23 protein-coding genes and 1 pseudogene are annotated in these 25266 nt (G+C 66.7%); 5 read left to right on the top strand and 19 right to left on the bottom strand.

The window, feature by feature from the left end; all coding sequences use genetic code 11:
* Nucleotides 1-155: 155 nt before the first annotated feature.
* Nucleotides 156-557, bottom strand: a complete 402-nt coding sequence (locus QF031_RS19610; protein WP_307432133.1) for a CBU_0592 family membrane protein — start codon at nt 555-557, stop codon at nt 156-158.
* Nucleotides 558-779: 222 nt separating this feature from the next.
* On the opposite strand from QF031_RS19610, the gene QF031_RS19615 reads away from it, so the two are divergent.
* The 3 genes from QF031_RS19615 to QF031_RS19625 all read left to right on the top strand — a co-directional run bounded on the left by QF031_RS19615 (nt 780) and on the right by QF031_RS19625 (nt 4127).
* Nucleotides 780-1229: a helix-turn-helix transcriptional regulator gene (locus QF031_RS19615; RefSeq protein ID WP_307432136.1), complete on the top strand. Its 450-nt coding sequence runs from the start codon at nt 780-782 to the stop codon at nt 1227-1229.
* Nucleotides 1226-1645, top strand: coding sequence for a VOC family protein (locus QF031_RS19620; RefSeq protein WP_307432139.1), 420 nt, complete (start codon nt 1226-1228; stop codon nt 1643-1645). Before QF031_RS19615 ends, QF031_RS19620 begins: the two co-directional genes overlap by 4 nt.
* Nucleotides 1646-1757: 112 nt before the next feature.
* Nucleotides 1758-4127 (top strand): excinuclease ABC subunit UvrA, encoded by a 2370-nt coding sequence (locus tag QF031_RS19625; protein WP_307433525.1) that lies wholly within the window; start codon nt 1758-1760, stop codon nt 4125-4127.
* Here the strand turns inward: QF031_RS19625 and QF031_RS19630 are convergent.
* Nucleotides 4124-5086 (bottom strand): alpha/beta hydrolase, encoded by a 963-nt coding sequence (locus tag QF031_RS19630; RefSeq protein ID WP_307432141.1) that lies wholly within the window; start codon nt 5084-5086, stop codon nt 4124-4126. The genes QF031_RS19625 and QF031_RS19630 overlap by 4 nt on opposite strands.
* 61 nt (nt 5087-5147) lie before the next feature.
* Here QF031_RS19630 and QF031_RS19635 point away from each other — a divergent pair, with 61 nt between their 5' ends.
* Both QF031_RS19635 and QF031_RS19640 read left to right on the top strand, forming a co-directional pair.
* Complete coding sequence (locus QF031_RS19635; protein ID WP_307432144.1) at nt 5148-5720, top strand: MOSC domain-containing protein; 573 nt, start codon at nt 5148-5150, stop codon at nt 5718-5720.
* Nucleotides 5721-5896: 176 nt separating this feature from the next.
* The gene (locus QF031_RS19640; RefSeq protein ID WP_307432147.1) at nt 5897-6880 is read left to right on the top strand and encodes a trypsin-like serine peptidase; all 984 of its coding nucleotides are present in this window, start codon (nt 5897-5899) and stop codon (nt 6878-6880) included.
* A 163-nt stretch (nt 6881-7043) separates the two neighbouring features.
* Here the strand turns inward: QF031_RS19640 and QF031_RS19645 are convergent, their stop codons facing one another.
* The 17 genes and pseudogenes from QF031_RS19645 to QF031_RS19725 all read right to left on the bottom strand — a co-directional run bounded on the left by QF031_RS19645 (nt 7044) and on the right by QF031_RS19725 (nt 25255).
* Complete coding sequence (locus tag QF031_RS19645) at nt 7044-8573, bottom strand: aldehyde dehydrogenase family protein (protein WP_307432149.1); 1530 nt, start codon at nt 8571-8573, stop codon at nt 7044-7046.
* On the bottom strand, nt 8570-9340 hold the full coding sequence (locus QF031_RS19650) for an HD domain-containing protein (RefSeq protein ID WP_307432151.1): 771 nt from the start codon (nt 9338-9340) through the stop codon (nt 8570-8572). Before QF031_RS19650 ends, QF031_RS19645 begins: the two co-directional genes overlap by 4 nt.
* A 40-nt stretch (nt 9341-9380) precedes the next feature.
* The gene (locus tag QF031_RS19655) at nt 9381-10682 is read right to left on the bottom strand and encodes an NAD(P)/FAD-dependent oxidoreductase (RefSeq protein ID WP_307432153.1); all 1302 of its coding nucleotides are present in this window, start codon (nt 10680-10682) and stop codon (nt 9381-9383) included.
* Nucleotides 10683-10684: 2 nt separating this feature from the next.
* Entirely contained in the window at nt 10685-11005 is a 321-nt protein-coding gene (locus tag QF031_RS19660) for a 2Fe-2S iron-sulfur cluster-binding protein (protein WP_307432158.1), read from the bottom strand.
* A gap of 49 nt (nt 11006-11054) precedes the next feature.
* A complete protein-coding gene (locus QF031_RS19665) occupies nt 11055-11843 on the bottom strand; it encodes an SDR family NAD(P)-dependent oxidoreductase (protein ID WP_307432161.1) in 789 nt (262 codons plus the stop codon).
* Nucleotides 11836-13704, bottom strand: a complete 1869-nt coding sequence (locus QF031_RS19670) for a PEP-utilizing enzyme (RefSeq protein ID WP_307432163.1) — start codon at nt 13702-13704, stop codon at nt 11836-11838. Before QF031_RS19670 ends, QF031_RS19665 begins: the two co-directional genes overlap by 8 nt.
* Before the next feature lie 58 nt (nt 13705-13762).
* On the bottom strand, nt 13763-14842 hold the full coding sequence (locus QF031_RS19675; protein ID WP_307432166.1) for a PEP/pyruvate-binding domain-containing protein: 1080 nt from the start codon (nt 14840-14842) through the stop codon (nt 13763-13765).
* Nucleotides 14843-14847: 5 nt separating this feature from the next.
* Nucleotides 14848-16125 carry a cytochrome P450 gene (locus QF031_RS19680; protein ID WP_307432169.1) on the bottom strand — a complete coding sequence of 426 codons (1278 nt, stop codon included), beginning with the start codon at nt 16123-16125 and terminating at the stop codon, nt 14848-14850.
* Between the two features lie 125 nt (nt 16126-16250).
* The gene (locus QF031_RS19685; protein ID WP_307432172.1) at nt 16251-17045 is read right to left on the bottom strand and encodes an IclR family transcriptional regulator; all 795 of its coding nucleotides are present in this window, start codon (nt 17043-17045) and stop codon (nt 16251-16253) included.
* Nucleotides 17046-17142: 97 nt separating this feature from the next.
* Complete coding sequence (locus QF031_RS19690; protein WP_307432176.1) at nt 17143-17832, bottom strand: HD domain-containing protein; 690 nt, start codon at nt 17830-17832, stop codon at nt 17143-17145.
* Between the two features lie 191 nt (nt 17833-18023).
* Nucleotides 18024-19196 (bottom strand): MFS transporter, encoded by a 1173-nt coding sequence (locus QF031_RS19695; RefSeq protein ID WP_307432178.1) that lies wholly within the window; start codon nt 19194-19196, stop codon nt 18024-18026.
* Entirely contained in the window at nt 19193-19858 is a 666-nt protein-coding gene (locus QF031_RS19700; RefSeq protein ID WP_307432180.1) for a GntR family transcriptional regulator, read from the bottom strand. Before QF031_RS19700 ends, QF031_RS19695 begins: the two co-directional genes overlap by 4 nt.
* Before the next feature lie 160 nt (nt 19859-20018).
* Nucleotides 20019-20549 (bottom strand): annotated as a pseudogene (locus QF031_RS19705) (integrase core domain-containing protein); the annotation flags it as partial.
* A 7-nt stretch (nt 20550-20556) separates the two neighbouring features.
* Entirely contained in the window at nt 20557-21624 is a 1068-nt protein-coding gene (locus QF031_RS19710; protein WP_307431224.1) for an IS110 family transposase, read from the bottom strand.
* A gap of 202 nt (nt 21625-21826) precedes the next feature.
* Nucleotides 21827-22375, bottom strand: coding sequence for a helix-turn-helix domain-containing protein (locus QF031_RS19715; RefSeq protein ID WP_307432182.1), 549 nt, complete (start codon nt 22373-22375; stop codon nt 21827-21829).
* Nucleotides 22376-22468: 93 nt separating this feature from the next.
* The gene (locus QF031_RS19720) at nt 22469-23764 is read right to left on the bottom strand and encodes an MFS transporter (RefSeq protein WP_307432185.1); all 1296 of its coding nucleotides are present in this window, start codon (nt 23762-23764) and stop codon (nt 22469-22471) included.
* A gap of 291 nt (nt 23765-24055) precedes the next feature.
* Nucleotides 24056-25255 carry a cytochrome P450 gene (locus tag QF031_RS19725; RefSeq protein ID WP_307432188.1) on the bottom strand — a complete coding sequence of 400 codons (1200 nt, stop codon included), beginning with the start codon at nt 25253-25255 and terminating at the stop codon, nt 24056-24058.
* Nucleotides 25256-25266: the final 11 nt, after the last annotated feature.

Raw genomic sequence — 25266 nt, forward strand, 5'->3', positions numbered from 1 at the left:
GGGAGTGTGCAAGCGCGTTCCCATGGCAGAAACGATCACTTATATGGACGATCGCGTACTCAGGCGCTGGTTGAAGCCACGGACTTCCGAAGTGCGGCAAGTTTGTCCTGCCACAGGAGAAAGGTGCGAGTGCAAGCCGCCGCGCGACAACCGGGCTACAGCGCCAGGCGCGGCCCGTCCGCCACAGCCGGGGCGGAACCAACAGCGGACGTGACAACCGGCAGGGCCTCGGTGAATGCCTCGACGACGGCCATCTGGCCCGTGGAGTCCGGGACGCCCGGGTACTGGACATGAGCGGCTTCGGCGGGCGCAGGCGCCGTCTCCTCCGAACGCATCCGGGCCAGCGCAACGGCGGAGATCAGGAACCAGGCCACGTTGGTGACGACGGAAGGCCAGGCGCTGTGCAGGGTGCCGTTGATGATGAAGGCCACGGAACCGAAGAGGTTGGCGGTCTGGAAGCCCTTCCCGGCCTTCAGCCAGCCCATGGAAACGGCAAGGTACGCACTGAGAATCGCAACAGCGCCTGCCCATCCGGCGAGTTCCCACAGCAGATTCATGGCGTCCTTTCAAGGGGTCCCCGAGCATTATTCGGGCAGGATTCAAGAGGGGGTGGAACGGGTTTGGTTTGCCGGATGCCGGGTTACTCGAGCCCTGTTCGGGCGAGGACCTCATGCTGGTCAGCGGCATAATCATACCCTGCTCCGCGGGGCCGGATGACCACCGGAAACCCGCTGTTCGGACTCTGGACAAGGCACCCCGGACGTAGCACGATCAAAGCTGTGACCAGCAGTCCCGCATCCGATCCTTACCTTCGCGAACTCGTCCAGCTGAGACACGTCAAGGACCGGATGGACCGCGAGTATGCCGAGCCGCTGGACGTCGAGTCGCTCGCCAAAGACGTCCACATGTCCGCCGGCCACTTCAGCCGCCGCTTCAAGCTCGCCTACGGTGAATCGCCCTACAGCTACCTCATGACGCGGCGGGTCGAACGGGCCATGGCGCTGCTGCGCAAAGGCGACCTCAGCGTCACGGAGGTGTGCTTCGCCGTCGGCTGTTCCTCGCTGGGAACCTTCAGCACCCGGTTCAGTGAACTGGTGGGCATGCCGCCCAGCGTCTACAAACAGGAGGCGGAAGGCACGACGGCGGGCATCCCCGCGTGCGTGGAAAAGCAGGTCACCAGACCGGTCAGGAATCGAGAAGCGCCCGCCGCAGAGGCGTTACTAGCATGACTGGCATGGACATCAACATTTCCTCGACCTTCCTTCCCGCCACCGATCCCGATGCGTCCCTGGCGTTCTACCGCGACGCCCTGGGCTTCGAAATCCGCAACGACGTGGGCCGCGGCGCCATGCGCTGGATCACCGTGGGCCCCGCGGGCCAGAAGGACGTTTCCATCGTCCTTCACCCGCCCGCCGTGGACCCGGGCATCACCGAGAGTGAGCGCCGCACCATCACCGAGATGATGGCCAAGGGTACCTACGCCACCATCGTCCTCTCCTCCCCCGACGTGGACGCTGCGTTCGCCAAGGTGGAGGCAACAGGGGCGGACGTCGTCCAGGAACCCATCGACCAGCCGTACGGCATCCGGGACTGCGCCTTCCGCGACCCGGCCGGCAACACGGTCCGCATCAACCAGCAGCCCTAGGCATATAAACAGACACGTATATAAGGGACGACGCCGGAACGGGGCTGCCAGCGCAGCTCGGCTTCGGTGCCGCTCCACGAAGAAGGGGGACACCTTGAGCACGGAAGCAGACATGGAAACCAGGCAGGCGGTGCACGCCGCAGACAGCCACGACCTGATCCGGGTGCAGGGCGCGCGGGAAAACAACCTCAAGGACGTCAGCCTTGAGCTACCCAAGCGGCGGCTGACCGCCTTCACCGGGGTGTCCGGTTCCGGCAAGAGCTCGCTGGTGTTTGCCACCATCGCCGCCGAGTCGCAGCGGATGATCAACGAAACCTACAGCGCCTTTGTCCAGGGGTTCATGCCCAGCCTGGCCCGGCCCGACGTGGACCGGCTGGAGGGGCTGACCACGGCGATCATCGTGGACCAGGAGCGGATGGGTGCCAACCCGCGCTCCACCGTAGGCACGGCCACCGACGCCAACGCCATGCTGCGGATCCTCTTCAGCCGCCTGGGCAAGCCCTACGTCGGCCCGCCCACTGCCTTCTCCTTCAACGTGCCCACCCGCAAGGCCAGCGGCATCATGAGCACCGAGAAGGGCGGCCGGGTGGAGAAGAACGTGGTCCGCCAGGTCACCTACCTGGGCGGCATGTGCCCGCGCTGCGAGGGCATGGGGAACATCAGCGACATCGACCGGACGGCCCTCTATGACGAATCGAAGTCCCTGAGCGAGGGCGCGCTCACCGTGCCCGGCTACTCAATGGACGGCTGGTACGGGCGCCTGTTCGAGGGTATGGGCCTGCCCATGGACAAACCGATCGCCACGTTCACGGCCAAGCAGCTGGACACGATGCTGTACGCCGAACCAACCAAGATCAAGGTGGAGGGCGTCAACCTCACGTTCGAGGGCGTCATCCCCAAGATCCAGAAGTCCATGCTCTCCAAGGACATGGAGGCCATGCAGCCGCACGTGAAGCGGTTCGTGGAACGCGCGGTCACCTTCGCCACCTGCCCGGACTGCGGCGGCACCCGGCTGACTGCGGAGGTGCTCGACTCGCGGATCAACGGCAGGAACATCGCGGACCTGTGCACCATGCAGATCAGCGACCTGGCGCAGTGGGTCCGCGAGCTGGATGAGCCCTCAGTCCGGCCGCTGCTCGCCGGGCTGCGCGACCTGCTGGATTCCTTCACCGAAATCGGCCTGGGCTACCTCTCACTGGACCGTCCGGCGGGCACCCTCTCCGGCGGCGAGGCGCAGCGGACCAAGATGATCCGCCACCTGGGCTCTTCCCTAACGGACGTCACCTACGTTTTCGACGAGCCCAGCATCGGGCTGCACCCGCACGACATCGAGCGGATGAACACCCTCCTGCTGCAGCTGCGGGACAAAGGCAACACGGTCCTGGTGGTGGAGCACAAGCCGGAGATGATCGCCATTGCCGATCACGTCGTCGACCTCGGCCCCAAGGCCGGCACCGGCGGCGGGGAGATCGTCTACGAGGGCGACGTCGACGGGCTGCGGTCCAGCGGCACCATCACCGGCCGGCACCTGGACGACCGGGCCCGCCTGAAGGACTCCGTCCGGAAGACCAACGGCGCGCTGGAGGTCCGCGGGGCCGCGACGAACAACCTGAAGGACGTCGACGTCGATGTGCCGCTGGGTCTGCTGTGCGTGGTGACGGGCGTGGCCGGGTCCGGAAAAAGCTCGCTGATCCACGGCTCCTTGGCCAAACGGGAGGGCGTGGTGGTGATCGACCAGGGCGCCATCAAAGGATCCCGGCGGAGCAACCCGGCCACCTACACCGGACTGCTGGAACCCATCCGCAAAGCCTTCGCCAAAGCCAACGGCGTCAAGCCTGCCCTCTTCAGCTCCAACTCCGAGGGCGCCTGCCCCACCTGCAACGGCGCCGGGGTGATCTTCACCGAGCTCGGCGTGATGGCCACGGTGGAATCCACCTGCGAGGACTGCGAGGGACGCCGCTTCCAGCCCGCCGTCCTCGAATATACGTTGGGCGGCATGAACATAGCCGACGTCCTGGACATGTCCGTGGACGCAGCGCTGGCGTACTTCGCGGAGGGTGAGGCCAGGACGCCGGCGGCGCATAAGGTCCTTGAACGCCTGGCCGACGTGGGCCTGGGCTACATCTCCCTGGGCCAGCCGCTGACCACCCTGTCCGGCGGCGAGCGCCAGCGGCTCAAGCTGGCCACGCAGATGGCCGAAGCCGGCGAGGTCTACATCCTGGACGAGCCCACCGTGGGCCTGCACCTGGCCGACGTCCAGCAACTGCTGGGGCTGCTGGACCGCCTGGTGGACTCCGGCAAGTCAGTGATCGTCATCGAGCACCACCAGGCGGTGATGGCGCACGCAGACTGGATCATCGACATCGGTCCGGGAGCAGGGCACGACGGCGGCAGGATCGTTTTCGAGGGCACCCCGGCTGATCTGGTGGCCGGCCGGGCCACGCTCACCGGCCGGCACCTGGCAACGTACGTGGGTGCCTAAAGCCGGCCCAGGAATGACACCGTGGCCGCGGCGACCTGCTGCTGTGCCGCGCTGCGGCTCATGCCGGGTTCGCCGTCACCGGGCTGTATGCCGTAGTCACCAAAGAACGCGTGCACCCCTCCCTGGACGGCGGCGAATTCCGTGTCCGGGGGCAGGAGTTCCCGGGAGGCCCGGATCTTCTCCGGCGTGCTGAGCCCATCCCTGGTGCCGGAGACGGACAGGACGGAGAGGCCCGTCCGTCCGCGCAGTGATTCCACAGGGTAGGAGGCGTACAGCACCAGGCCCTTGACGTCGGCGTTGTTGAGCGCGAATGACGATGCCGACACCCCGCCCAGGGAATGGCCGCCCACCGCCCAGGTGCTGATGTCCGGATTCGCCCCGATGGCGCTACGGGCCTGGTTGCCGTCCAGCAGGCTGAGCCCGAGCGGTTCCTTAAGGATGACCACCCGGCACCCGGCGCCGACGGCCGGAGCCAGGATGTCCTGGTAGGCCCCGGCGTCCACGCGTGCTCCCGGGTAGAAGACCAGCCCGTTGGTGGGTCTGGCGCCATCGGGTGACATGGTGATGGCGGTGTCCGTTTCGGTGACGGTGAGGTCTGACGCCGGCCCGGCCTCCGCCGTCGGCCCCGGCTGGTAGGCAAAGGGGTTGAGCCAGGCCAGCCCGGCGGCTAGCGCCAGGACCGCCACCCTGCCGGCCCACGCCCCAACGGCCCGGACACGGGAGCGGGGCCGGGGAACATCGCGGCGGCGCCACAACAGGACCGCCCAGGCTGCGCCGGCGGCAGCCGAGGCCAGCAGGATGCCCGGCAGCAGCGGGTGGCCGCCCAGGACGGCAGGGTTCCCGGCAAGCATCCACAGTGCAACCCCCACCAGGGCAGCTGTGCACCCCACCGATGCCCAGAAAAGGGCCGTCCGTTTCCTGGCCAGCGCGCTGCCCTGGCTGGCAGGTGATGTCTCCATGGTTCCCGATCCTTCCATCCCGCGGCAGGATTTCAATCCCCGGCTGCCCTACGCTGGCCGTATGCCCGAAAAGTTCCGGTACGACGTCGAGATCCTGCACCTGCTGGTGTCCCCTGCGCACGCGTACTTTGGCCGTGCCCGGGACGGTGCCCCCGACGTCCCCACCACCGACGCTCCCCAGGCGGAGGTGGTGGCCGGAAAGGGAATCGTGGGCGACCGGTTCTTCGGCAAGGCGGCGCACATGGACGCTGCCGTGACCCTCTTTGCCGCGGAGTCCCTCGAAGCCATTGCCGCCGAGTTGGGCGCGCCACCGTTCGACCCCCTGATGACCCGCCGGAATGTGGTCCTCCGTGGAGCGCAGTTGGCCCCGCTGCTGGGGCAGGACTTTGTGCTGGAATCCGGAGGCTCCTCGGTGACGCTGCACGGCGGTCGGCACGCCCAGCCCTGCGCCTGGATGAATGAGGTGCTCGCCCCCGGCGCGCATCCGGCCATGCGCGGCCGCGGCGGCATCCGCTGCCGGGCCCTGTCCAACGGATTCCTGCACCGCGGGCCTGCGGTGCTGGTCAGCCCGGTGCCGCTTGACCCTGCACGGGCAGGCGAGGCAAGCCTGCTCCGGCCATCCCGGCTGCCCTAGCACCCGGGCCAAGGGTCAATCCGTACGAAATGCCATGCCGACCTGCCTAAATTACAGCCTAGTTGAGTAATTAACTGGATGAAGAATCTTATTTACAACTTTGTCATACCGGGATAGGTTCATCACCAGCGAACCGCAATCCAGGTCCGCTTCACCCGAACCTACCGAGGACAGCTATGACATCAACCAGGACTCTGGCCACAAGCCTCATGAGTTTCAGCACGGCAGCACTGTTCGCTCTCTGCTCAGCGGGTCAGGCAACGGCGGCTCCCGCACCGTCGGACACCAAGGACGTTGCCGGCGTCAGCAGCGCGGCCGTCACCGACACCACCAGCGCCGACTACTGGACGCCCGAACGCATGCGTTCGGCCATCCCGGCGGACGTCCTGGCCAGGAAGGCGGTGGACCGGCAGAAGTCCAGCCCGGCGGTTCTCCCTGAGCAGGCCAAGGGCCAGGAGACCAGGGTCCAGGGCTCCGCACCCCAAATCCAGGCCAAGGCCAACGCCAGCGAGAGCCCTGTGCCCCACATCGGCAAGGTGTTCTTCACCCTCGGCGGCACCAATTACGTCTGCTCGGCAAACTCGGTGGCGTCCACCAACCGGAACACCGTGTCCACCGCCGGCCACTGCCTCAATGAAGGACCCGGAGCCTTTGCCACCAAATTCACGTTCGTTCCCGCCTACCTGAATGGCTCCGCGCCCTACGGAAAGTGGACCGCCAAGGCGCTTTACGCCCCCACCCAGTGGAGCTCGTCCGGCAGCATGGAGTATGACACGGGCTTTGCCGTGATGAACCAGCTCAACGGCCGCAACCTTGCCGACGTCGTCGGGGCCTCCGGTGTCAGCTTCAACGCCGCCCGCGGGCTCGCCTACAAGGCATTCGGCTACCCGGCAGCCTCACCGTTCAACGGCGAATCCCTGAAGAGCTGCTCCGGCACCGCCACCAACGATCCCTACAACCCCCAATTCAACAGCCAGGGAATTCCCTGCAACATGACGGGCGGCTCCTCGGGCGGACCCTGGTTCATCGGCACCAGCTCCAGCGGTTACCAGAACTCGGTCAACAGCTACGGCTACGGCAGCAACTCCACCAAGATGTACGGCCCGTACTGGGGTTCTGTGATCCAGCAGGCGTACAACGCGGCTTCCTCAGCCCCGTAACGCGGACGACGGCGTCACGCAGGGCACGCTTTCGGCGCACCTGGGGTGGGGATCCCCGGAAAGCCGGGGCGCCGCCGTCGTGTTCTGCCTGAAAGCATGCCTGGCGTGACGTTGAGGGTCCGGCCGGTGATTATCGCCGGCCGGACCTTTGCGCAGGTACCGCCTACCTCTTCCGGTGGATCGACTTGTAGCTCAGGTAGGCGTTGAGCCCCTCGATCCCGTATTCGGTGCCCAGCCCGGAATCGTGCCGGCCGCCGAAGGGGGCCGCGTGGTTGGAGGCGAAGAAGTTCAAGCCCACCGAGCCGGTGTCCATCCGGTCGGCCACGGCGAGCGCCGCGTCCTCGTCCCGGCCGAACACCAAACCGCCCAGGCCGAATTCGGTGTTGTTCGCCAGTGCCACAGCCTCGTCGACGCTGCCGCCGGCGTCGTCGTATTTGAGGATGGTGATCACCGGCCCGAAGATCTCCTCCCGTGCTATCCGCATGTCCGGGGTAACGTCCGCGAACACCGTGGGCTCCACGAAGTAGCCGTTCTCCAGCCCCCCGGCCAGCGAGGCCGCGCGCCCGCCGGTGGTGGCTCGGGCGCCTTCGGCCAGCCCTGACTCCACGTATTCCAGCACGGTGCGGTACTGCGACTCGGTGGCGCAGGGGCCAAAGACCGTCTCCGGGTTTAGGGGATCGCCCTGCTTCCCGGCTGCGATGGTGGCCGTGACCATGTCCACCACTTCGCCATAGCGGCTGGCGGGGGCCAGGATGCGGGTGGAGATGTAGCAGGTCTGCCCCGTGTTCCGCATGGAGGATTTGATGAGCACCCGGGACATGGCGTCCAGGTCCGCGTCCGGCAGCACGATTGCGCTGGACTTGCCGCCCAGCTCCAGGGTGACCGGACGCAGCAGCTCACCGCAGGCGGCGGCGATCTTCCGGCCCACGGGTGTCGAGCCGGTGAATGCCACCTTGGCTACCCCGGGGTGCCTGACCAGCACGTCACCCAGGCGGCCGGAGCCGGTGACCAGGTTGACGACGCCGGCCGGGACGCCTGCTGCGGCAATGGCGTCGATGATCACGCGGATGGACAGCGGGGTGGGGGACGCCGGTTTGATCACCACGGTGCAGCCGGCCAGCAGCGCCGGCGCCAGCTTGATCATCACCAGGTTGATGGGGAAGTTCCACGGGGCGATCAGGGCGCACACGCCCAGGGGATCGCGCCGCACCACCGATTCGCCGCCGCCGCGCGGGAAGGGGCGGACGTCCTCCTGTTCCAGGTATCCGACCAGGGTGGCGAAGTAGCGGAGGATGCCGGCGGCGTTGGCAGCGGCGCCGGAGGATTCGGCCACCGGGGATCCGTTCTCCCGCGAGTTGGTCAGTGAGAGCTCCTCCGCCCGCTTCTCCACTTCATCGGCGATCCGGAGCAGGTAAGCGGCCCGCTCAGATGGCGCCAGCCGGCGCCATTCGCCGTCGAAAGCCTTCTGGGCGGAGCCGACGGCGGCGTCCACGTCCTCCGCCGTGCCGTCCGGGACAGAACCCCAGACTTCGCCGGTGGCGGGGTCGGTAACCGGGTTCCGGCCGGTGCCCCGGGAGGGCTGCCAGGCGCCGTCAACGTAGATGGTGTCCACGTGGGTGTGCGGCAGGGCCAGGCCGGACCGCGTGGCCAGGGCCGGTGCGTCAGCCGGTGCGTCGTGCGTGGCGGAGGTCATCGGATCACCGCCGTCTTCAGCAGGGCGTTGGACCGGCAGAGGTCCGCGGTGGCCATCTCCACGGCAGCCTGGGTGATGAGTTCCGGGACGATTTCGGTGGCCAGCCGGTCGGTGTAGGTGGCGGGATCCATCCCGAACCAGGAGGAGGCCAGGGCGATGCCGGCGTGGTCGAACCGCCACAGCCTGTCGGCGTCACGCATCAGCGCGTCCTCCAGTGAGCGGGCCACGGGCCGGGTGTCGTGGCCGTCGATAATGTCGCAGACCTGTTCCACGAATCTGCCTGAATAGCCCAGGCCGGGAAGGACCCGGCGGGCCACGTCGCAGCCCTGCTTCTCGTGCTCATAGCGGATGGTGGCCTTTCGCCAGTCCCCCGTGAAGCCTTCCGAGAGGATCCGGGACTCATCCACGTGTGCCCAACCAGTGTCGTGCAGCAGCGTGGCCACCCGCACCAGTTCGGCATCCGCGTCGGGGTAGGCCCGGCACAACCGTTCGGCGAAGGCCAGGGAGATGGGCAGGTGGATGTCATTGCCGCGGGTCCTGGTTTCGTGGACCACTGCCTTCCAAAGCGCGTCGAGCGAGTCCAGGGCCGCGGGCGTGCCGGTGATGGGGGTGGTGTCCACGGGTCCGGGGGCTGGGATGGGGCGGACGCTGTACTCCGCGGCGAAAGCATCGGCCAGGGCGTCGCCGGTGTCCGGTGCGGTGCCGGGCGCGCTACCGGCGGCGGTGCCGGGCTCCGCCGGGGCAAACGGCGTCTTGGGGGTGCTCATAATGCTCCTTCGGGTTGGCCAACCTACTGTCTGGGTGCAGTCAGCTGTCCGTGGTGATGGTCTTGAGTTGGATGCCGGGGTCTGCCGCGGCATCAGCGGGAATGTTGAGGCCCTTGGCGAGCGCGTTCTTGACGGCCATGAAGTCCAGCGGCGCGTTGACGCAGTCCGCGGCGATGATGCGGCCCTGCCGGTAGTAGAGGACGCTGAATTTTCCGCGTTCCCGGTCGTTCCGGACCACAGTCTGGTCGTAGCCGTTGCACAGGCCGGCGATCTGCAGCTTGAGGTCCGCCTGGTTGGACCAGAACCACGGGATTCCGGCGTACTCCTCGCGCCGTCCGGTCAGCGAATACGCGGCCACTTTGGCGTGCTCGATGGCGTTGTTGACGCTTTCCAGCCGGATCCGTTCCCCGGGCTCGGAGCCGGGAACGGGGTTGGGCATGTTGGCGACGTCCCCCACGGCCACCGTGGTCCCGTCGGAGGCCAACGCGAACCGGTCCACCACCACGCCGTTGTCCACGGCCAGGCCCAGCTGGTCCGCCAGTTGCGTGTTGGGAATGACGCCGATGCCGATCAGGACGATCTGTGCCGGCAGTACCGTCCCGTCCTGGAGTTCGACGGCGGCAACCCGGGTGCCGCCGTCGTCAGCGGTGAAGCGCGCCGCACTGGTGTTGAGGCGGATATCCAGGCCGCGGGAGCGGTGGGCCTGCAGGAAGTATTCGGCGGTCTCCTCCCCCACGGCCCGGCCCACGAGCCGCGGCCCAAATTCGAGCACGGTGACATTTTTCCCCATCTTCTGCAGGCTGGACGCGGCTTCAAGGCCGATGAACCCGCCCCCAATCACCACCACGTCCGTGGCGTCGCCAACCCGCGCTTTGAGCGCCAGGGCGTCGTCGGCGTTGCGGAGGTAGAGCACGCCGTCCAGGCCGCTGCCGTCAATCTCGAGCTTCCGCGCCCTGGCGCCCACGGTCAGGGCCAGCCGCTTGAACGGAAACTCCCGGCCCGAGGACGCATGCGCCACCCCGGAACCGTCCGCTTCCTTGTCGATCCGGACGATGTATTCGCCCTTGACCAGGTCCACGTTGTGCCCGGCCCAGTAGTCGTTGGAGCGGAAGATGAGGGATTCGCTTTCCACGGTGCCCTGCAGGAACTCCTTGGACAGCGCCGGCCGCTGGTACGGGCGGTGGTCCTCGTCCCCCAGCAGGGTGATGTGTTCGTCGAAGCCCAGCGCCCGGAGCGATACCGCCAGCTGCACGCCGGACTGGCTGGCGCCGATGATCAGGAGCCCGGTCCTGGTGGGAACCGTGGCCGTCGCGGTTTCCTGTTCCACTGCCTGCGTTCCCATGGCTACACCTGGGTTTCGGGGGTGGTGACGAACAGTTCGAGCTCGTCCGTCAGGCGGAGCTGGCAGGACAGCCGGGAGTTGTCCTCACGGTCCACGGCGGTGCCGTAGAGCATCTCGTCCTCCATGTCCTCCATGGCGGGCAGCTGCGATGCACAGTCCTCGCGGACGAAGACGTGGCAGGTGGCGCAGGACAGCGAGCCGCCGCATTCGGCCACGATGCCTGGGACGCCGTTGCGCACCGCGGTTTCCATGACCGAATCGCCTGCATTGCCTTCGACGTCCCGGACGGTGCCTTCTGCGTCGGTGAAGTGAACCGTTGGCATTGTGGTCCTCCTTGGTTGAAGTTGGTTGGATGGTGGCGGGGGTGGCCGGTCAGATGAACTGCCGGCCGCCGTCCACCACCATGGTCTGGCCGGTGTAGTAGGAGCTGTCCGGCCCGGCGAGGAACAGGGCGGCGCCCACGATGTCCTCGGGCTGGCTGGCGCGCTTGATGGCGCCGCGGTCCACGCCGTAGTTCTCGGCGTTTTCCATGAGCCCGTAGCTGGCTTCCGTGAGCGTGAAGCCGGGGGCGATCGCGTTCACCGTGATCCCCCGCCGGCCCAGTTCCTTGGCCATAACCCGGGTGAGTGCCACCACGCCGCCCTTGGAGGCAACATAGTGCGCCCACTGTTCCGAGCCGCTGAAGATCGTGGCGCTGGAGAGGTTAATGACGCGCCCGCCCTCGGCCAGGTAGGGGCTCGCGGCGCGGGTCACCAGCCAGGGGCCCTTGAGGTTGACATTCATCACCAGGTCCCATTCGGCCGGATCGATGTCCTCGAAGCGGCTGCGGGTCACCCCCGCGTACACCGCCGCGTTGTTAAGGACGACGTCGATGCGTCCGTTTCCGAACTCCGCGCAGCTTGCGGCGAGCTGCTCCGTGGAGTGGACGTCGGTCACGTCTGCGGCGAAGGCCGCGGCGTTGGCACCGGCTTCCCGGACCAGTTTGGCGGTCTGTTCGGCGCCCTCGGGATTGATGTCCGCCACCGCCACCCGGTATCCACGGCCGGCAAAACCGAGCGCGAACGCCCTGCCCAGCCCGCCCGCGGCGCCGGTGATAAGGACCGTCCTTTCCTCGGTTCCGTCAACGGCATATGCCCCGGAGGGAATGTTTAGATCAGACATGGCTATGGCTGTGGGCGCCGGGTCCGGCAACCACGAGGTCGTCCTCGGCGTCCAGGATCTGAACCGTGCCCTTGGTGCCGTCCACACGCAGCCGCTGACCGGTCTTGATGGTGGTGGACCCGGAGCCCGTGCCGGTGACGGCCGGCAGGCCGTATTCGCGGCAAACGATCGCCGCGTGGCTCATCATGCCGCCGATGTCCGTGACCGTGGCGCTGATCTTGCCGAAGATGGGACCCCAGGAGGGAGCGGTCACCGTGGCCACCAGGATTTCGCCCTGCTGCACCTCGGAGAGCTGGTCGGCGTCGGTGACCACGCGGGCCAGGCCTTCCACCACGCCGGGTGAGGCGGCCATGCCGCGCAGTCCGCCGCCTTCCACCTCTTCACCGGCTCCCAGCCACTGCTGGACCTGTTCGGTGGTGATGCCCCAGAGCATCCGGGTGAAGGGTTCGGTGATGGATGCCGGCGGGGTGTTCAGGGCGGGGGCGGGGCGGGCGGTCTTGAGAGCGTCCACGATGCCGCGGCGGCGTTCGATCTCCTCGGGCCAGTAGTCGGGGCCGATGGGTTTGGCACCCACGCCCCACCCGGTGACCAGGTCGAAGAGGGCGTCGCGGACCTCGTTGCGGCCCAGGTAGAGCAGGTCGTCCGGCTGGGTCCAGAAGCCCTCGGCATGCATCATGCGGGAGAGTTCGCGGATCTTGCGCCAGAAGACGCCCATGGTCCAGTGCTCGATGTAGAAGTTGTGGTTCTCCACGTAAGGGTAGGCGGTGGCGGCGAGGCCGCGCTTGGCGTCGAAGACGGCCTGGTTGTCGCCTTCGAGGAGGTCGCGGTATTCCTCAATGATGCGGTCGCGTTCGGCGATGAGGGCCTCGACGGGACGCATGATTTCCTGGCCCTCGTCCACGCGGCGGATGTAGTCGGCGATGTAGCCCAGCGGGATTTCCTGGTTCACGTTCCAGTACTTGTCGTGGCCGTAGAAGCCGTTGCCCACGGTGAAGTTGAACCAGGGGTCCTTGGCACCTTCGTACTGGGCCAGCCAGCGGTCCCCGCCCGGGGCGGCGGCGATGGCACCCAAGGTAGCCTCGACGTCGTCCGTGTTTCCGAAGTGGGGCTGGAGGCCCAGTTCGACGGCGAGCTTGGCGAGCTGCTTGAGCTCGTCATCGGGGCGGAACAGTTCCATGTCGACGCCCTGGACCATGCTGGCGATGGACTGGTCCGGGATGTTGGGGAAGACCTGCTTGCAGAAGTTGAAGAAGTCCAGGTAGGCGATGTAGCCCAGGTTCAGGAACTCGAAGTGGTACTGCCAGTTCTGGTAGGCCAGCTGGATGAGGCGGTCGTAGCTTTCCAGCAGCTTTTCGGAGCCGTCCTTGCCCTTGCCGGAGGTGATGTCCTCCATGGGGACCATGTCCGGAAGCTTGGGGAAGGAAATGGTTTCCATCTCGGCGATGGTGCCCTTGACCTTGACGTGCCAGTCCTTGAGCAGTTGCTCCCAGTTCTGGAAGTAGTGGCCAACGCGCTGCTCGAACAGCGGTACGCGGGCGGCGATCTGGTCCTCGGGAACCGGAATCGGCGACATGTAGAGGTAGCCCAGGTGGATACGGAATTCGATGCCGTTGGCGTTGGGGATCATCAGGTGCCGGGCGTTGTACTGGCCCAGGCACTTGACCGCGAATTCGCCGCCGATGGTTTCGAAGGGCTTGAACACGGTCGGCCAGTGCTGGCTGTCGCAGAACCAGAACTTGGCGTCCTCCTGTTCCTTGAGTTTGTCCTGGAAGACCAGGTAGTAGGGGTAGAGCTTTTCCCATCCTTCGGCGCCGGCGGGAACCGGCAGCTCGGAGGGCTTGGGGAACGACTTCATGGACATGGTGGTCCTTTCAGGAGGGCTCGGCGGTGAGCCTTGGTGGGGTGAAGCCTCGGATGGGTCAGGCAGTTGGCTTGAGCGCGGGGGTGCTCAGTCCGCTGAAGTAGCCGCCGGTGACGACGGGCTGGGGCGCGGTCACCGGTGCGGGCTTGGAGGAGTGGACCGTTTCCGGCCGGGACTGCAGGAGGAGCAGGTTTTCGCCGTCGGGGAGGTCGGCGTCGAGGGCCCATTCAATGTCCTGCGGGCACTTGTAGTGCTTCTCGGCCCGCTTGGCCATCTGGGCGACGGCGGTCAGCTCGGCGTCGGTGAGGCTGCGGCGGCCCCGGCGTTCGTCGTCGACCTCGCGCTCAACCAGCCCCTTGGCACCGGCGTCCGGGACCAGCTCGGCGTGTTTGTCCCCCAGGTGTTCACTGACGACGGCGAGGGTCACCTTGTCCAGCACGATGTTGTCCGGGGTGACCTGGCCGGAGACCACCATCTCGCCCACGCCGTAGGAGGAATCGATGGTGATCTTGGACCGGTCGCCGTTGGTGGGGTCCATGGTGATGGCCACGCCGGAAACCTTGGAGTTGACCATCTTCTGCACCACCACGGCCATGGACAGGCCTTCGTTGGGGATGCTGTTCTTGAGCCGGTAGATGATGGCGCGGGACGTGTAGAGCGAAGCCCAGCACTGGCGGATGTGGTCGGTGACCGCCTTGACCCCGTCCAGCCAAAGGTAGGTGTCCTGCTGCCCGGCGAAGGAGGCGTCCGGCAGGTCCTCTGCGGTGGCGCTGGACCGCACGGCCACCGGGACGGGGGCGTCGAAGCGTCCCATCAGGGATTCATAAGCGGCAATAGTCATGCTGCGCAGTGCCTCAGGTACCGGGCGGGAGCAGATGTCCTCGCGGATGGCCGCGGATACCTGGTCCACCTGCCGGGTGTCCTCCGGGTCGAGGCCGGCGAGCAGTTCGTGGATCTTCGCCGTAATGCCGGCTTCGTCCATGAAGGCATCGAACTGCGCGGTGGTGACGACGAATCCGGGTGGAACGGGCATGCCGGCGGAAGTCATGGTGACCAGGGACGCGCCCTTGCCGCCGAGGTTTTCAAGCTTCGGCTCGATGCCGCCGTCGAAGAACTGGACGTAATCGTTGCTTTGCATGGTGCTTAGGCCTTCCAGGTGACAGGAACGGTCTCGGGAACACGGAAGGAGAGGTTTTCGCGGAAGGCGATGTCCTCCGGGGCGTCGAGCTGCAACCTGGGGGCGAGCCGGGCCACTTCCTCGAGCGCGATTTTTGCCTGCAGCTTGGCGAGCATGTTGCCCAGGCAGTAGTGGATGCCGAATCCAAAGGAAAGGTGCTCGCGGGCATTGGGCCGGGTGATGTCGAAGTCCTCGCCGGCGGTGAACTTGGTTTCATCGCGGTTGGCCGAGCCCATCAGGAGCAGCAGCTGCGAGCCCTCCTGGATGGGTACTCCGCCCACCTCGGTGTCCTTGAGGGCTTTGCGCCGCCATCCGACGATGGAGCCGGCGTAGCGGAGGACCTCGTCGATGGCGGCGGGGATCTTCTTGGGATCCGCCACCAGCTGCTGCCACTGCTCCGGACGGGCCAGGAGCTCGCGCAGGGCGTTGGAGATGAGGGTGGTGGTGGTCTCGTGCCCGGCGAAGAGCAGGCTGTAAAGGACCGAGGCGATCTCGTGGTCCGAGATCTCGGCGCCGTCCTGCTGGGCCTTGACCAGGTCCGCGGTGAGATTGTCGCCGCCCTGTTCGTGGGCCACCCGGACCAGTCGCAGGCATTCCTGCCAGTACTCCACCAAGTTGTGGGCGTGCGGGATCTGCTGTTCGTCGCTAAGGTCGCCCCAGGTCATGGCGGCGCGGGAGTCCGACCAGCGCTTGAACGTGTCCACCTGGGAAACGTCGGCCCCGATCAGGGTGAGGATGGTGATGGTGGGAACGTCGTAGGCCAAGTCCTTGACCAGGTCCCCGCGGCGCTCTTCGCGGGAAAGCATCTTTTCGAGCAGGTCCACCACGTTCTGCCGGATGAACGGTTCCAGGGCCTTGTAGCGGCGGGGCGTGAAGGCTTTCTGCACCACGGCGCGGATGCGGGTGTGCTCCGGCGGCCGGCGGGCGGACAGGCCGGAGTAGGCGGTGAAGCCGCCCTCTTCCATGATCTTCTTCGCGGACGGACCGCGTTCCCGGACCGGAGCCTGGGCGTTCTCGCTGGAGAACGTTTCCCAGTCCTCGAAGACGGCCTTGATGTCGTCGTAGCGGGAGACCACGTAGAGGCCAATACGCTCATCGAACATCACGGGCTGCTCGGCCCGGAGTTCTGCGTAGGCGGTGAAGGGATCCTTCATCTGGAAGGGTTCGTAGCCGTGGTGCCCGGCGGGGGCTTCGGCGCCGTACCCGAAAGGACAGCGGCCAGCCGTTTCTGTCGACGATGACATGGTGACTCCTGGTGACTTTGGCTCCGTCCGGCGCCTCAGGGCGGCGGGGGGTTCTTAGTGACCAGTGTGGTCCACATCACCGGGCAGGGACAGCGCCGGCTTCCACTGGACGGAAACGAATGGTCTCAGCCGCGGGGTCCTTTGTGGACGCCGATCAGTGTCTCCAGGGGGATGCGTGCTGTGGCCTTTTCGATCTGGGCCGATATGCCCTTGAGGACGGGAAGGTACCTGTTCATGGTGGACGCCTGGGCGGTGGGCAGCACCAGGCCGATGGCGGCGCCGATCCGGCCGGTGTGGAACACCGGGACCGCAATGGAGCACGAGCCAAGCCGCACTTCTTCGAGGGTGGTGGCGTAACCCTGCGCGTGGATGTCCGCCAGCTCGGCGGTGAATTTCTGCGGGTCGATGTGGGTGTGGGCCGTGGCGCGTTCCAGGTCCCGGTGCAGGTAGGCGTCGCGCACCCAGTCGTCTTCGAACGCCAGGATGACTTTCCCGACGGCGGTGGCGTGCATCGGCAGGCGGCCGCCCACCCGGGACGCGCGGGGCACGCGCTTGGAGCCGTAGACCCGGTCGATGTACAGGACCTCATTGCCGGCCCGGATAGCTAGGTGTGCCGTCTCGCCGGTCAGCGAGAACAGGTCCTGGATGTAGGGGTGGGCGGCATCGCGCAGTTGGCGGCCCGTATTCTGCGCCAGCTCCCACAGCCGGATCCCCAGCTGGTAGCGGCCATTCGGTTCCCGCGACAGGAATCCCCAGTCGGTCAGTTCGTTCACCAGCCGGTGCGCGGTGCTGAGCGGCAGTCCGGATTTGTCCGCGATGTCGGTCAGGCTCAGGGCGCCGCGGGAGGTCTCGAAGGCTTCCAGGATGGACAGCACTTTGGACGTCACGGTGCGTCCGGGGTCGCGGCTGCCGCCGGCCATGGGGGCCTCCTCGCTCCTGGCGCTGGGCCCAGGGTGCCGGCAGCGTCCGGAACGAGTCTAAGCGCGGGAACGGCTCCGGGCCGCGCCGGTTTCCGGCTCAGCCAAGCAGGCGCTGCCGCTGCGGCCAGAGGGTGACGGATTCCAGTGCTGACAGCGCGCGCGCCATGGCCTGCGCCTCTGCGGTGAACAGGTGGCCGTGCACGCGCTGGGAGCAGAGCCGCAGGGCCTGTCCGCGGTCCAGACCGAACCAGTCCATCACGGTGTCGATCCCGTGCGGGCTGAGGCGCCAGGTCTTGTCCGCGTCCTTGACGATTGCGTCCTCGATGGAGAGGGCCTCCCGCCGGGAATCATGGCCGTCGATGATGGCCAGGATGGCCGGGATCCGGGCGTTGTCATAACGGCACTCCGCGAGGATGTCCGCGGCCAGCCGCGCGCCCCCCTTTTCGTGCAGCAGCACCAGGTCCGGCCTGCCGCCGCCGGGCGCAATGGCCGCCAGGACGTCGGCGGGCGGCACCTGGGACCAGCCGATATCGTGCAGCATGATCGCGGGAAGGACGACGGCAGCATCCGCTTCCGGATGGGCGTCCAGCAGGGCGCGGGCCAGGCCGAAGGCGTACAGCGTGTGGGCGTCGTTGTCCCGGACCTTCAAGTACGGCGCGGCCAGTTCCCAGATCCCGGCCAGCGCCGGTTCCAGCGCGATGACCCCGGCCGGGTCCGGCTCGATCGCGGAGGCGACCGCAGTGGCGTCGAGCCCTGAATGGTTGGCGTCGGGCTGCAGCTTCGTCATCCACACAGCCTGCAGGGCGGGCGGGCGGCTGGCAACGGCGGTTTCTGTCCAACGGAACCATTCAGAGCGTACGACGGCGTCACGCACGGCACGCTTTCGGCCCACCTGGGGCGGGGAAGCCCCGGAAACCCGGGGTCCCGCCGTCGTGCGTTTCCCTGAAAGCGTGCCCGCCGTGACGCAGGGAAGCACCGTCAGTCCAGCTGCACGCCCCGGAGCAGCAGGAGCGTCCCGCCCACCACCACGGCCGACGCGAGGAACACGCCGCCGGCACCAAGCCCGGCCGCAACCCCGCCGATCACACTCGGCAGGACCACCTGCCCCACCCGGTTCCCCGCGAGCCGTAGGGCCAGGGCACGCCCGCGCTGCCCCTCCGGGGCCTGCGACGAAAGCCAGGACATGGTCAGCGGCTGGCCGATGCCAAGGCCAAGGCCAAGCACGGCCATCACGACAAAGAGCAGCCACGCCGGCATGGGGATCGCCGCCACCGCGAGCGCCGCCGTGGACAGTGCAAGGCTGACCACCAGCAGCCGCATCCGGCCGATCTTCCGGGATACCCGGCCCAGCAGGAGCCGCGAAACCATGGAGAAGACCGCGCGGACGGTCAGCATGGCGCCCACGGTTGCCGCCGTGAGTCCGCGGTCGGCACCGAGGGCCGGCAGGTAGACCATGGTCAGGTCCACCACGGCCAGGACGGTGGCGCTGGTGGCCAGCGCCCGGGCGACGCCGGGAGCCTTCAGCAGCGACACCGCGCTGCCCCTGCCGCCGGCGGACATAGCCTTCCTTTTCCCGCCGCTGACGGGTGCTGAGACTACGAAGGTGGCCAGGAAAAGCACCAGGCTCATGATGACCGAGAGCAGGAAGATCGCCTGCGTGTTGGGACGGACGGACGCCCCGCCCACCAGGGAAATCGCCAGCGGCCCCAGGGCCTGTCCCAGGGATGCGGCGAACGTGAGGTAGCCGAAGGCTGAGTCCATCCGCGACGCGGCAGCGTTGTTGGCCACCACCGCCTGCTGCCCCACCACGCAGGCCAGCTGCCCTGCCCCCAGCAGCGCGGTTCCGATTACCAGGGTCAAAATCGACGAGCCCCACAGCAGCAGGAAGACAGAGCAGGAAAGCACGACGGCGGACCCGATCGCCATGAGCCGGCGCTCACCCAGACGGTCCACCAGGCCGCCTGTGGGTACGGCGAGCAGCAGGGGAAAGACCGCATAGCTGGCGGCCAGCAGGCCGAGCGCGAAACCAGGGACGTCCAGCTCGAGGGCTCGGTAGGTGGCAGCCGGGCGGACCAGGAAGGTGACGGCCTGGATCAGGGCGGAGTGCACCAGGAGGGCTTTGGCCGAGCGGCGTCCGAGTTCACCGATCATGCGCCGGTTGTGGCGGTGCCGGACATGGCACGGACAGCAGCGTCACGGGCGCCCATGACGTGATCGAAGGCGATCCGGGCAGCCTTGTCCGGGTCGCCGCCGGCTACTGCATCCACCAAGGTGCGGTGCTGGGCGAGGGCCTGGTCCCGGCGTTCCTGCGTGCTGTTGGTGAAGTGCCGGTACCGCTCCATGTGGCTGGAAATCTGGCTGTGGAAGCGGCGGGCCCAGGAGTTCCCGGCGATTGCTGCGATGCTGGCGTGCAGTGCCATGCCCTGCTGCATGGCATCGTCGGCGAACGTCACCATGGCGGCGTTGCGTTCAAGGATGCCGTGCAGGGCTTCGATATCAGCAGGCGTCGCTTTCAGGCAGGCGTTGCGGGCCATCAGGGATTCCATTGCCGCGCGAACCTCATAGAGTTCTGAAATGGCAGCTTCGTCCAGGGCCGGCACCAGCACCCCGCCTGTGGGCTGCTGTTCCAGCAGGTCCTCGCTGATGAGGCGCCGGATGGCCTCGCGCAGCGGCGTGCGGCTCACCTGCAGCGCCGACGCCATCGCCGGTTCGTAGATGCGCTCCCCCGGCTTCAACTCAAGGCTCAGGATCCGGCGCTTGAGTTCCTGGTAGACAAAGTGTGCGCCGGTGTTCCGGGCGCGTGACTCTCGCATCGTTTGTACCTCCGCCAGCCATCATACTTGTATACATCTATACAAATTGTCATTGCGTGCAAGCCGCCCTGCCCGGGGGCACAGGCCGGCACACGAAGAAGGAGGGGCAGCACGCGCTGCCCCTCCTTCTGGCTAAATGACTGCGGACCCCTAGCTGTACTCAGCCAGTAGGTTGGTTGCACCTGCTGATGGGTGGTTTGCCTCCGAGGCTGCCGTGGGGCCGGTGGTTGTTGTAGAAGTTTAGCCAAGGCTGCAGGGCGTCGGTGCGGGCCTGGTTTGAGGCGAAGGGTTGTCGATAGGCCCAGCCTTCCTGGAGGGTGCGGTTGAAGCGTTCTGCTTTGCCGTTTTGCCAGGGGTGGCGGGGTTTGATCAGGATGTGTTTAGCGCCCAGCTTTGCCAGTGCGTTCTGGAAATCGAGGGAGAGCCGGTAGGCGAACGCGTTGTCAGTCATCACGCGTTTGACCGGTGCCCCGTTGGCTGCCATGGCAGCCGCGGCCCTGGTGAGAAACCCTGCGCAGGTAGGGCCTTTCTCGTCGGGCAGGACTTCGGCGTAGGCGAAGCGGGTGTAGTCATCGACGGCCACGTGAACGTAGTCAAAACCGAGTTTCTGGCCTGACGTGCGGTGGTTGGCGGGGCTCTGTGCCGGGTCAGCCCGCCAGCCTCCGCCGTCGGGGATCCGTCCGACTCTTCTATGTCTGTCAAGCGGCATTCGAAGTGCAGGAGGCATTGAGCGTACGGTGTACGCGTCGGGCTAGGTAGCGCTTGATGCATCGACGGATTTCCCTATTTGTGTGGCCTTCTGCCCGCCGCTTCTCGACGTATTTCCGGGTCTCGGGATCGTGGGCCATTTTGGTGAGCGCAACCATGTGTAAGGCGCGGTTCAGGCTTCTGTCGCCCCCGCGGTTCAGGCGGTGGCGGACGGTGTTTCCCGAAGACGCAGGGATCGGGTTGACGCCCGCCAGGGAGGCGTAGGCGGCTTCGTTTCGAACCCGCCCGTGGTGGGACCAGGTGGCGAGGCAGGTCGCTGCAGCGACGGGCCCAAAGCCCGGTTCCTGAAGCAGGGGCGCGGCCTCGCTGATCTGCACCAGCTCGGTCAGCTGGTTCTCGTTGGATTTGAGCTGTTCATCGAGTTCGAGGACACGCCTGGCCAGGCGAACCGCCTCGGCGCGGGCAATGGACAGGGAGAGCTCCTCCTCGCGTGCACGCCACCGCGAGACGTCAGTGATCTGCCCGCCTGAAAGAGGCTTCCGGGCGTCCATTCCCAAAACGTGTGTGCGCAGCAGCGCGGTGAGCGCGTTGACCGAGCGGGTCCGCTCGGTGCTCATCGCATCGCGTGCCGTGATCAGGATCCGCAGGGCTTGACGGACCCCGTCGTTCACCCTGGGCCGGCGCAGCTTCTCCAGCGGCAGCGGCAGCACGGCCGCGCCGAGCCGGTGGGCGTCCAGGGCATCGGACTTCCCAACGCCGCGGCGCTTCCTGGCATCCATGCGTGGTGCCTCGGCGACAGGGAAGCCCTCGGCGGCAACAGTGCCGGCCAGGACAGCCCCGTAGGATGCGGCGCCTTCGATGACCCAGAGCGCGCCAGCGTCTGCCCCGGTACGGCGGGCGACCCAGGCGATGGCCCTGCTGATGCCGGCAGGCGTCGTGGGAAACTCCCGGGTATCCAGCAGCTCGCCGGTCCCGGCGGCGAGGACGGCGTAAACATGATTCCGGGCGTGGGTATCAACCCCCACGACAAACGGGTGGGAATGCGCAACGATAGACATGGCGGTGCAGCACCTTTCCTCAGCGATGGACAAGGTCCGGCCGCTAAAGGCCGGTACCGGTCCGGGTAGGAATCACATCGGAACAGCACTGTGACGAGTCACGCGCTCAACAACGCGGACAATCTTCTGATCAAGTCACCGAAGTGGGCCGGACAGGTACCGGCCGACCACCCCGACGGAAGGACAAGTCGGACGCAAGACACTAATGGTCATAGTTTCTTTGAGTCACAACCACCGAGGCGGACGGCCGATACCATCCTGCCAGCCAGTCCCAGACCAGCTGCTGATAAGACTCACAGAGTTTCTTGACGTCAATGTGGATCATGTCCCCGGGGGCGTCTCGTTCGTAGCGGCGGTCTGTGGCGCGCGAAGCCCGAATCCGTGCCCCGCTCACGGGGTCAAGATCCCATAGCTTGGGCATGCCGGCACGGGCCAGAATCCGGGAGACCGTCCGGGCGCTGACACCGCAGCGCAAGGCCAAATCAGTCGGCCCCTCGCGGTGCTCGACGCGCTGTGCCAGGACCTCGGCAACCACGTTCACCGGAGTGGCGTGCGGGCAGGACTTTGGTCTGGAGCTGCGGTCCTCCAGGCCCTTCCAGCCATCGGCCCGATACCGGCGGATCCAGCGGTGGGCGCAGGTTCGCGAGACGCCCATTTCCTTGGCCACGTGGGCAACCGGACGGCCGGTCAAGACGCGTTCGACGAGGATCCGTCTACCGGTCGGGGTCAGACGGGCATTACGGTGGAGCATGAAGACCTCTTAGTCGTTGGCTGTGTGTGGCAACCACCAACCTAAGAGGTCTTCACCTATTCACGATGTAACCAACGTCCTGACTCAGTACACCTAGCGGCCTGCGGTTCGTCCGGTCTTTTGCGCCTCGAGGTCCTCGAGAGACGTGCCCCTGGTGTCGGAGGACATCAGGGTGGCCACCGCGGAGACCAGGCAGATGCCGAGCGTGACCAGCCCGATGGTCAGGGGGATGTTGGCCGAGCCGGGAGGAGCGATTGCGGTGAAGATGCTCGGGAAGAACGACGCGATCATGAGTCCGATGTTCTGCGAGACAGCGAAGCCGGTTACCCGGATCCGCATGGGGAACTGCTCTTGGAAGAACGTGGCGAACGTGGCGTTCCACATCTGGAAAAAGATGCCCTGCACGATGACCACGCAGACGAAGACCAGCGGGAGGCTCCCCTGCTCGATCGCCCACAGGTATCCGGTCACCAGGACGCCGCCGATGACGCCGCCGGCCGCCATCAGCATCCGCCGGCCGATCCTGTCCGAGAGCGCGCCGAACACCGGAATGGTGGCCACGGCCGCGATGTTGGCGACCAGCGTCACCCACAGGAACTCGCTGCTGGAGAAGCCGTTGCCGTAACCCTTCTGCGTGGCAAAGGAGACGCCGAAAATCAGGGTGGCCATGCCGATGACATTGGTGAAGGTCATGAGCACGCAGCGGACCAGTGCTCCCGGCCGGGTGCGCAGGAGCTCGGCGAGCGGAAAGCGGTGTTTGGTTCCCTCGGTACCCGGCTGCGCGGTGTAGGCAGGGGGCTCGGTCACCCGGCGGCGAATGAGATAGCCGGCAAAAATAACGACGGCGCTGAGCAGGAAGGGGATGCGCCAGCCCCAGGCACCGAACTGGTCAGCCGGAAGGAGGGCGGCGAGCGGCAGCAGGACGGCGGTGGCCAGGATTGACCCCACCTGGGTGCCCTGGAGGCTGAAGCTGGCGAAGAAGCCGCGCCGGGCGTCCGGCGAGTGTTCGACGATCATCGCGCTGGCACCGCCGAGTTCGCCGGCCACCGCGAAGCCCTGGATCAGGCGGAGGATCACCAGCAGGGCGGGGGCGAGGAGGCCCACTTGCCCGTAGGTGGGCAGGAGCCCGACCGCGAAGGTCGCGAAGCCCATGAGCAACATGGCGAAGACGAGCACCTTCTTGCGCCCGTGCCGGTCCCCGTAGGCACCGAGGACGACGGCGCCTACCGGCCGGGAGACGTAGCCTACCGCGTAGGTTGCAAGGGAGGCAATGATCCCGACGGTGGGGTTTTCCGCGGGAAAGAAGATGGTGGGGAAGATCAGCGTGGCGGCCAGCGAGTACAGCGCGAAGTCGTAGTACTCGAGGGCACTTCCGATCCAGCCGCTCATTGCCGCTTTCTTCGGATCCCGCAAAACTGCACCAGCAGCTGGACTGGAAGGGGCCACGCGGGTTGGGGTGGTGCTCATGTGCTTGTCCTTCGTCTTCTTTGGCAAGGAACCGGAACCGCTGGAAACAGTTGTGGCGGCGTCAGCGCCGCAAACCGCCGGACAGGGGCTCGGGCGTCAGCTCTTGAATCGATTCATCCAATATAGAAGGTGACGTCCATTACGTCAAAGGGCAAGCGCTATCCGGTGAATGGGACACCTCCGGGAGGCTCCCGGCCTCCCGGAAGATGCGGCCTATGCGGCAGTGATCCTCACCGGCAGGGATTCAAACCCGCGGAGCACGTTGTGCAGTATCGGCGCGGGAGCACCGTCCGGCTCGATCGCGGCCACGCGCTTGAGCAGCTGCTGCAGCACAATCTCCATTTCGAGCCGGGCGATAGGCTGTCCCACACACTGGTGCAGGCCCATGCCGAACGCCACGTGGCCCGACGCATTGCGGTGGAGATCGAAGTCATCGGCATTGTCACCCCATTTGCGCGGGTCACGGTTCGCGGCCCCGAGGAACACCAGCACCTTGGCGCCCGCCGGCAGGTGCACGCCGCCCAGGACCGTGTCCACGGCAACGGTCCGGTGGAACTTCTGGAACGGCGATTCCAGGCGCAGCGCCTCGTCCACGGCAAATTTGGCCAGCTTGGGGTTCTCGCGCAGCCGGGCCCAGGCCTCTGGGTAACGCGCCAGCACCGAGAGCGTGTTCCCGATGCCGAAGATGGTGGTGTCCACTCCGGCGGACAGCAGGGCGCGGACCAGCAGCGTGGCCTGCTGCTCGGTAATCAGGCCGTCCTCCACGCGCTTCCAGATCTGGGCACCGAAGCCGACGTCGTCCAGGTTTTCGCGCTGGCAGTTCCGCATCACCGCGGCAGCGTGCTCATCGCCCTGGGCAAAAGCCTGCTTGAAGATGTAGTTCTCCGGGCCAAACGCGTTGAACACCATGTTGCCGTACGGCAACAGATGTTCACGTCCGACGTCGGGAATCCCCACCGCGTCCGGGAAGACACGCAGGGGGTACTTTTCGGCGAGGTCCGCGATGGCGTCGAACCGCTCGCGTTGCGCCAGCTGTTCCGTCAGCTCCACAGCCGGTGGCGTGAACGGTTCGCGGAGGGCGCGGACTGTACTGGGATTGATGACGCCGGTCAGCGCCCGGCGCATCACGGTGTGGATGGGCGGATCCGATTCCAGGATGCTGGGCGGCCGCCAGCCCGAATCCTTCCGGATGTCCCGCGGGCCCAGCCCGCCCGAGGAGATGTAGGTTTCGAAGTCGGTGAGGACCTCATAGACCTCCTGGTAGCCGGCCACGGCGTAGCTGCCGGTGCTCTCCAGGTAGGAGACGGCACCGGCATCGCGGAGCCGGCCCAGAAACGGGTACGGGTCCAGGAGGTTCGCGGTGTCGAACGGATCCTCGCCCAACACGCTGGCGTCATGGGTGATAACGGTCATGGGAAACACTC

The sequence above is a fragment of the Pseudarthrobacter defluvii genome, assembly GCF_030816725.1.
GTDB lineage: Bacteria > Actinomycetota > Actinomycetes > Actinomycetales > Micrococcaceae > Arthrobacter > Arthrobacter defluvii_A.

Excerpts from the sequence above, each read along its gene's own strand:
- QF031_RS19610 (WP_307432133.1), bottom strand. The coding sequence starts at position 557 with ATGAATCTGCTGTGGGAACTCGCCGGATGGGCAGGCGCTGTTGCGATT.
- QF031_RS19620 (WP_307432139.1), top strand. The coding sequence starts at position 1,226 with ATGACTGGCATGGACATCAACATTTCCTCGACCTTCCTTCCCGCCACC.
- QF031_RS19625 (WP_307433525.1), top strand. The coding sequence starts at position 1,758 with ATGGAAACCAGGCAGGCGGTGCACGCCGCAGACAGCCACGACCTGATC.
- QF031_RS19630 (WP_307432141.1), bottom strand. The coding sequence starts at position 5,086 with ATGGAGACATCACCTGCCAGCCAGGGCAGCGCGCTGGCCAGGAAACGG.
- QF031_RS19635 (WP_307432144.1), top strand. The coding sequence starts at position 5,148 with ATGCCCGAAAAGTTCCGGTACGACGTCGAGATCCTGCACCTGCTGGTG.
- QF031_RS19640 (WP_307432147.1), top strand. The coding sequence starts at position 5,897 with ATGACATCAACCAGGACTCTGGCCACAAGCCTCATGAGTTTCAGCACG.
- QF031_RS19645 (WP_307432149.1), bottom strand. The coding sequence starts at position 8,573 with ATGACCTCCGCCACGCACGACGCACCGGCTGACGCACCGGCCCTGGCC.
- QF031_RS19650 (WP_307432151.1), bottom strand. The coding sequence starts at position 9,340 with ATGAGCACCCCCAAGACGCCGTTTGCCCCGGCGGAGCCCGGCACCGCC.
- QF031_RS19655 (WP_307432153.1), bottom strand. The coding sequence starts at position 10,682 with ATGGGAACGCAGGCAGTGGAACAGGAAACCGCGACGGCCACGGTTCCC.
- QF031_RS19660 (WP_307432158.1), bottom strand. The coding sequence starts at position 11,005 with ATGCCAACGGTTCACTTCACCGACGCAGAAGGCACCGTCCGGGACGTC.
- QF031_RS19665 (WP_307432161.1), bottom strand. The coding sequence starts at position 11,843 with ATGTCTGATCTAAACATTCCCTCCGGGGCATATGCCGTTGACGGAACC.
- QF031_RS19670 (WP_307432163.1), bottom strand. The coding sequence starts at position 13,704 with ATGTCCATGAAGTCGTTCCCCAAGCCCTCCGAGCTGCCGGTTCCCGCC.
- QF031_RS19675 (WP_307432166.1), bottom strand. The coding sequence starts at position 14,842 with ATGCAAAGCAACGATTACGTCCAGTTCTTCGACGGCGGCATCGAGCCG.
- QF031_RS19680 (WP_307432169.1), bottom strand. The coding sequence starts at position 16,125 with ATGTCATCGTCGACAGAAACGGCTGGCCGCTGTCCTTTCGGGTACGGC.
- QF031_RS19685 (WP_307432172.1), bottom strand. The coding sequence starts at position 17,045 with ATGGCCGGCGGCAGCCGCGACCCCGGACGCACCGTGACGTCCAAAGTG.
- QF031_RS19690 (WP_307432176.1), bottom strand. The coding sequence starts at position 17,832 with ATGACGAAGCTGCAGCCCGACGCCAACCATTCAGGGCTCGACGCCACT.
- QF031_RS19695 (WP_307432178.1), bottom strand. The coding sequence starts at position 19,196 with ATGATCGGTGAACTCGGACGCCGCTCGGCCAAAGCCCTCCTGGTGCAC.
- QF031_RS19700 (WP_307432180.1), bottom strand. The coding sequence starts at position 19,858 with ATGCGAGAGTCACGCGCCCGGAACACCGGCGCACACTTTGTCTACCAG.
- QF031_RS19710 (WP_307431224.1), bottom strand. The coding sequence starts at position 21,624 with ATGTCTATCGTTGCGCATTCCCACCCGTTTGTCGTGGGGGTTGATACC.
- QF031_RS19715 (WP_307432182.1), bottom strand. The coding sequence starts at position 22,375 with ATGCTCCACCGTAATGCCCGTCTGACCCCGACCGGTAGACGGATCCTC.
- QF031_RS19720 (WP_307432185.1), bottom strand. The coding sequence starts at position 23,764 with ATGAGCGGCTGGATCGGAAGTGCCCTCGAGTACTACGACTTCGCGCTG.
- QF031_RS19725 (WP_307432188.1), bottom strand. The coding sequence starts at position 25,255 with ATGACCGTTATCACCCATGACGCCAGCGTGTTGGGCGAGGATCCGTTC.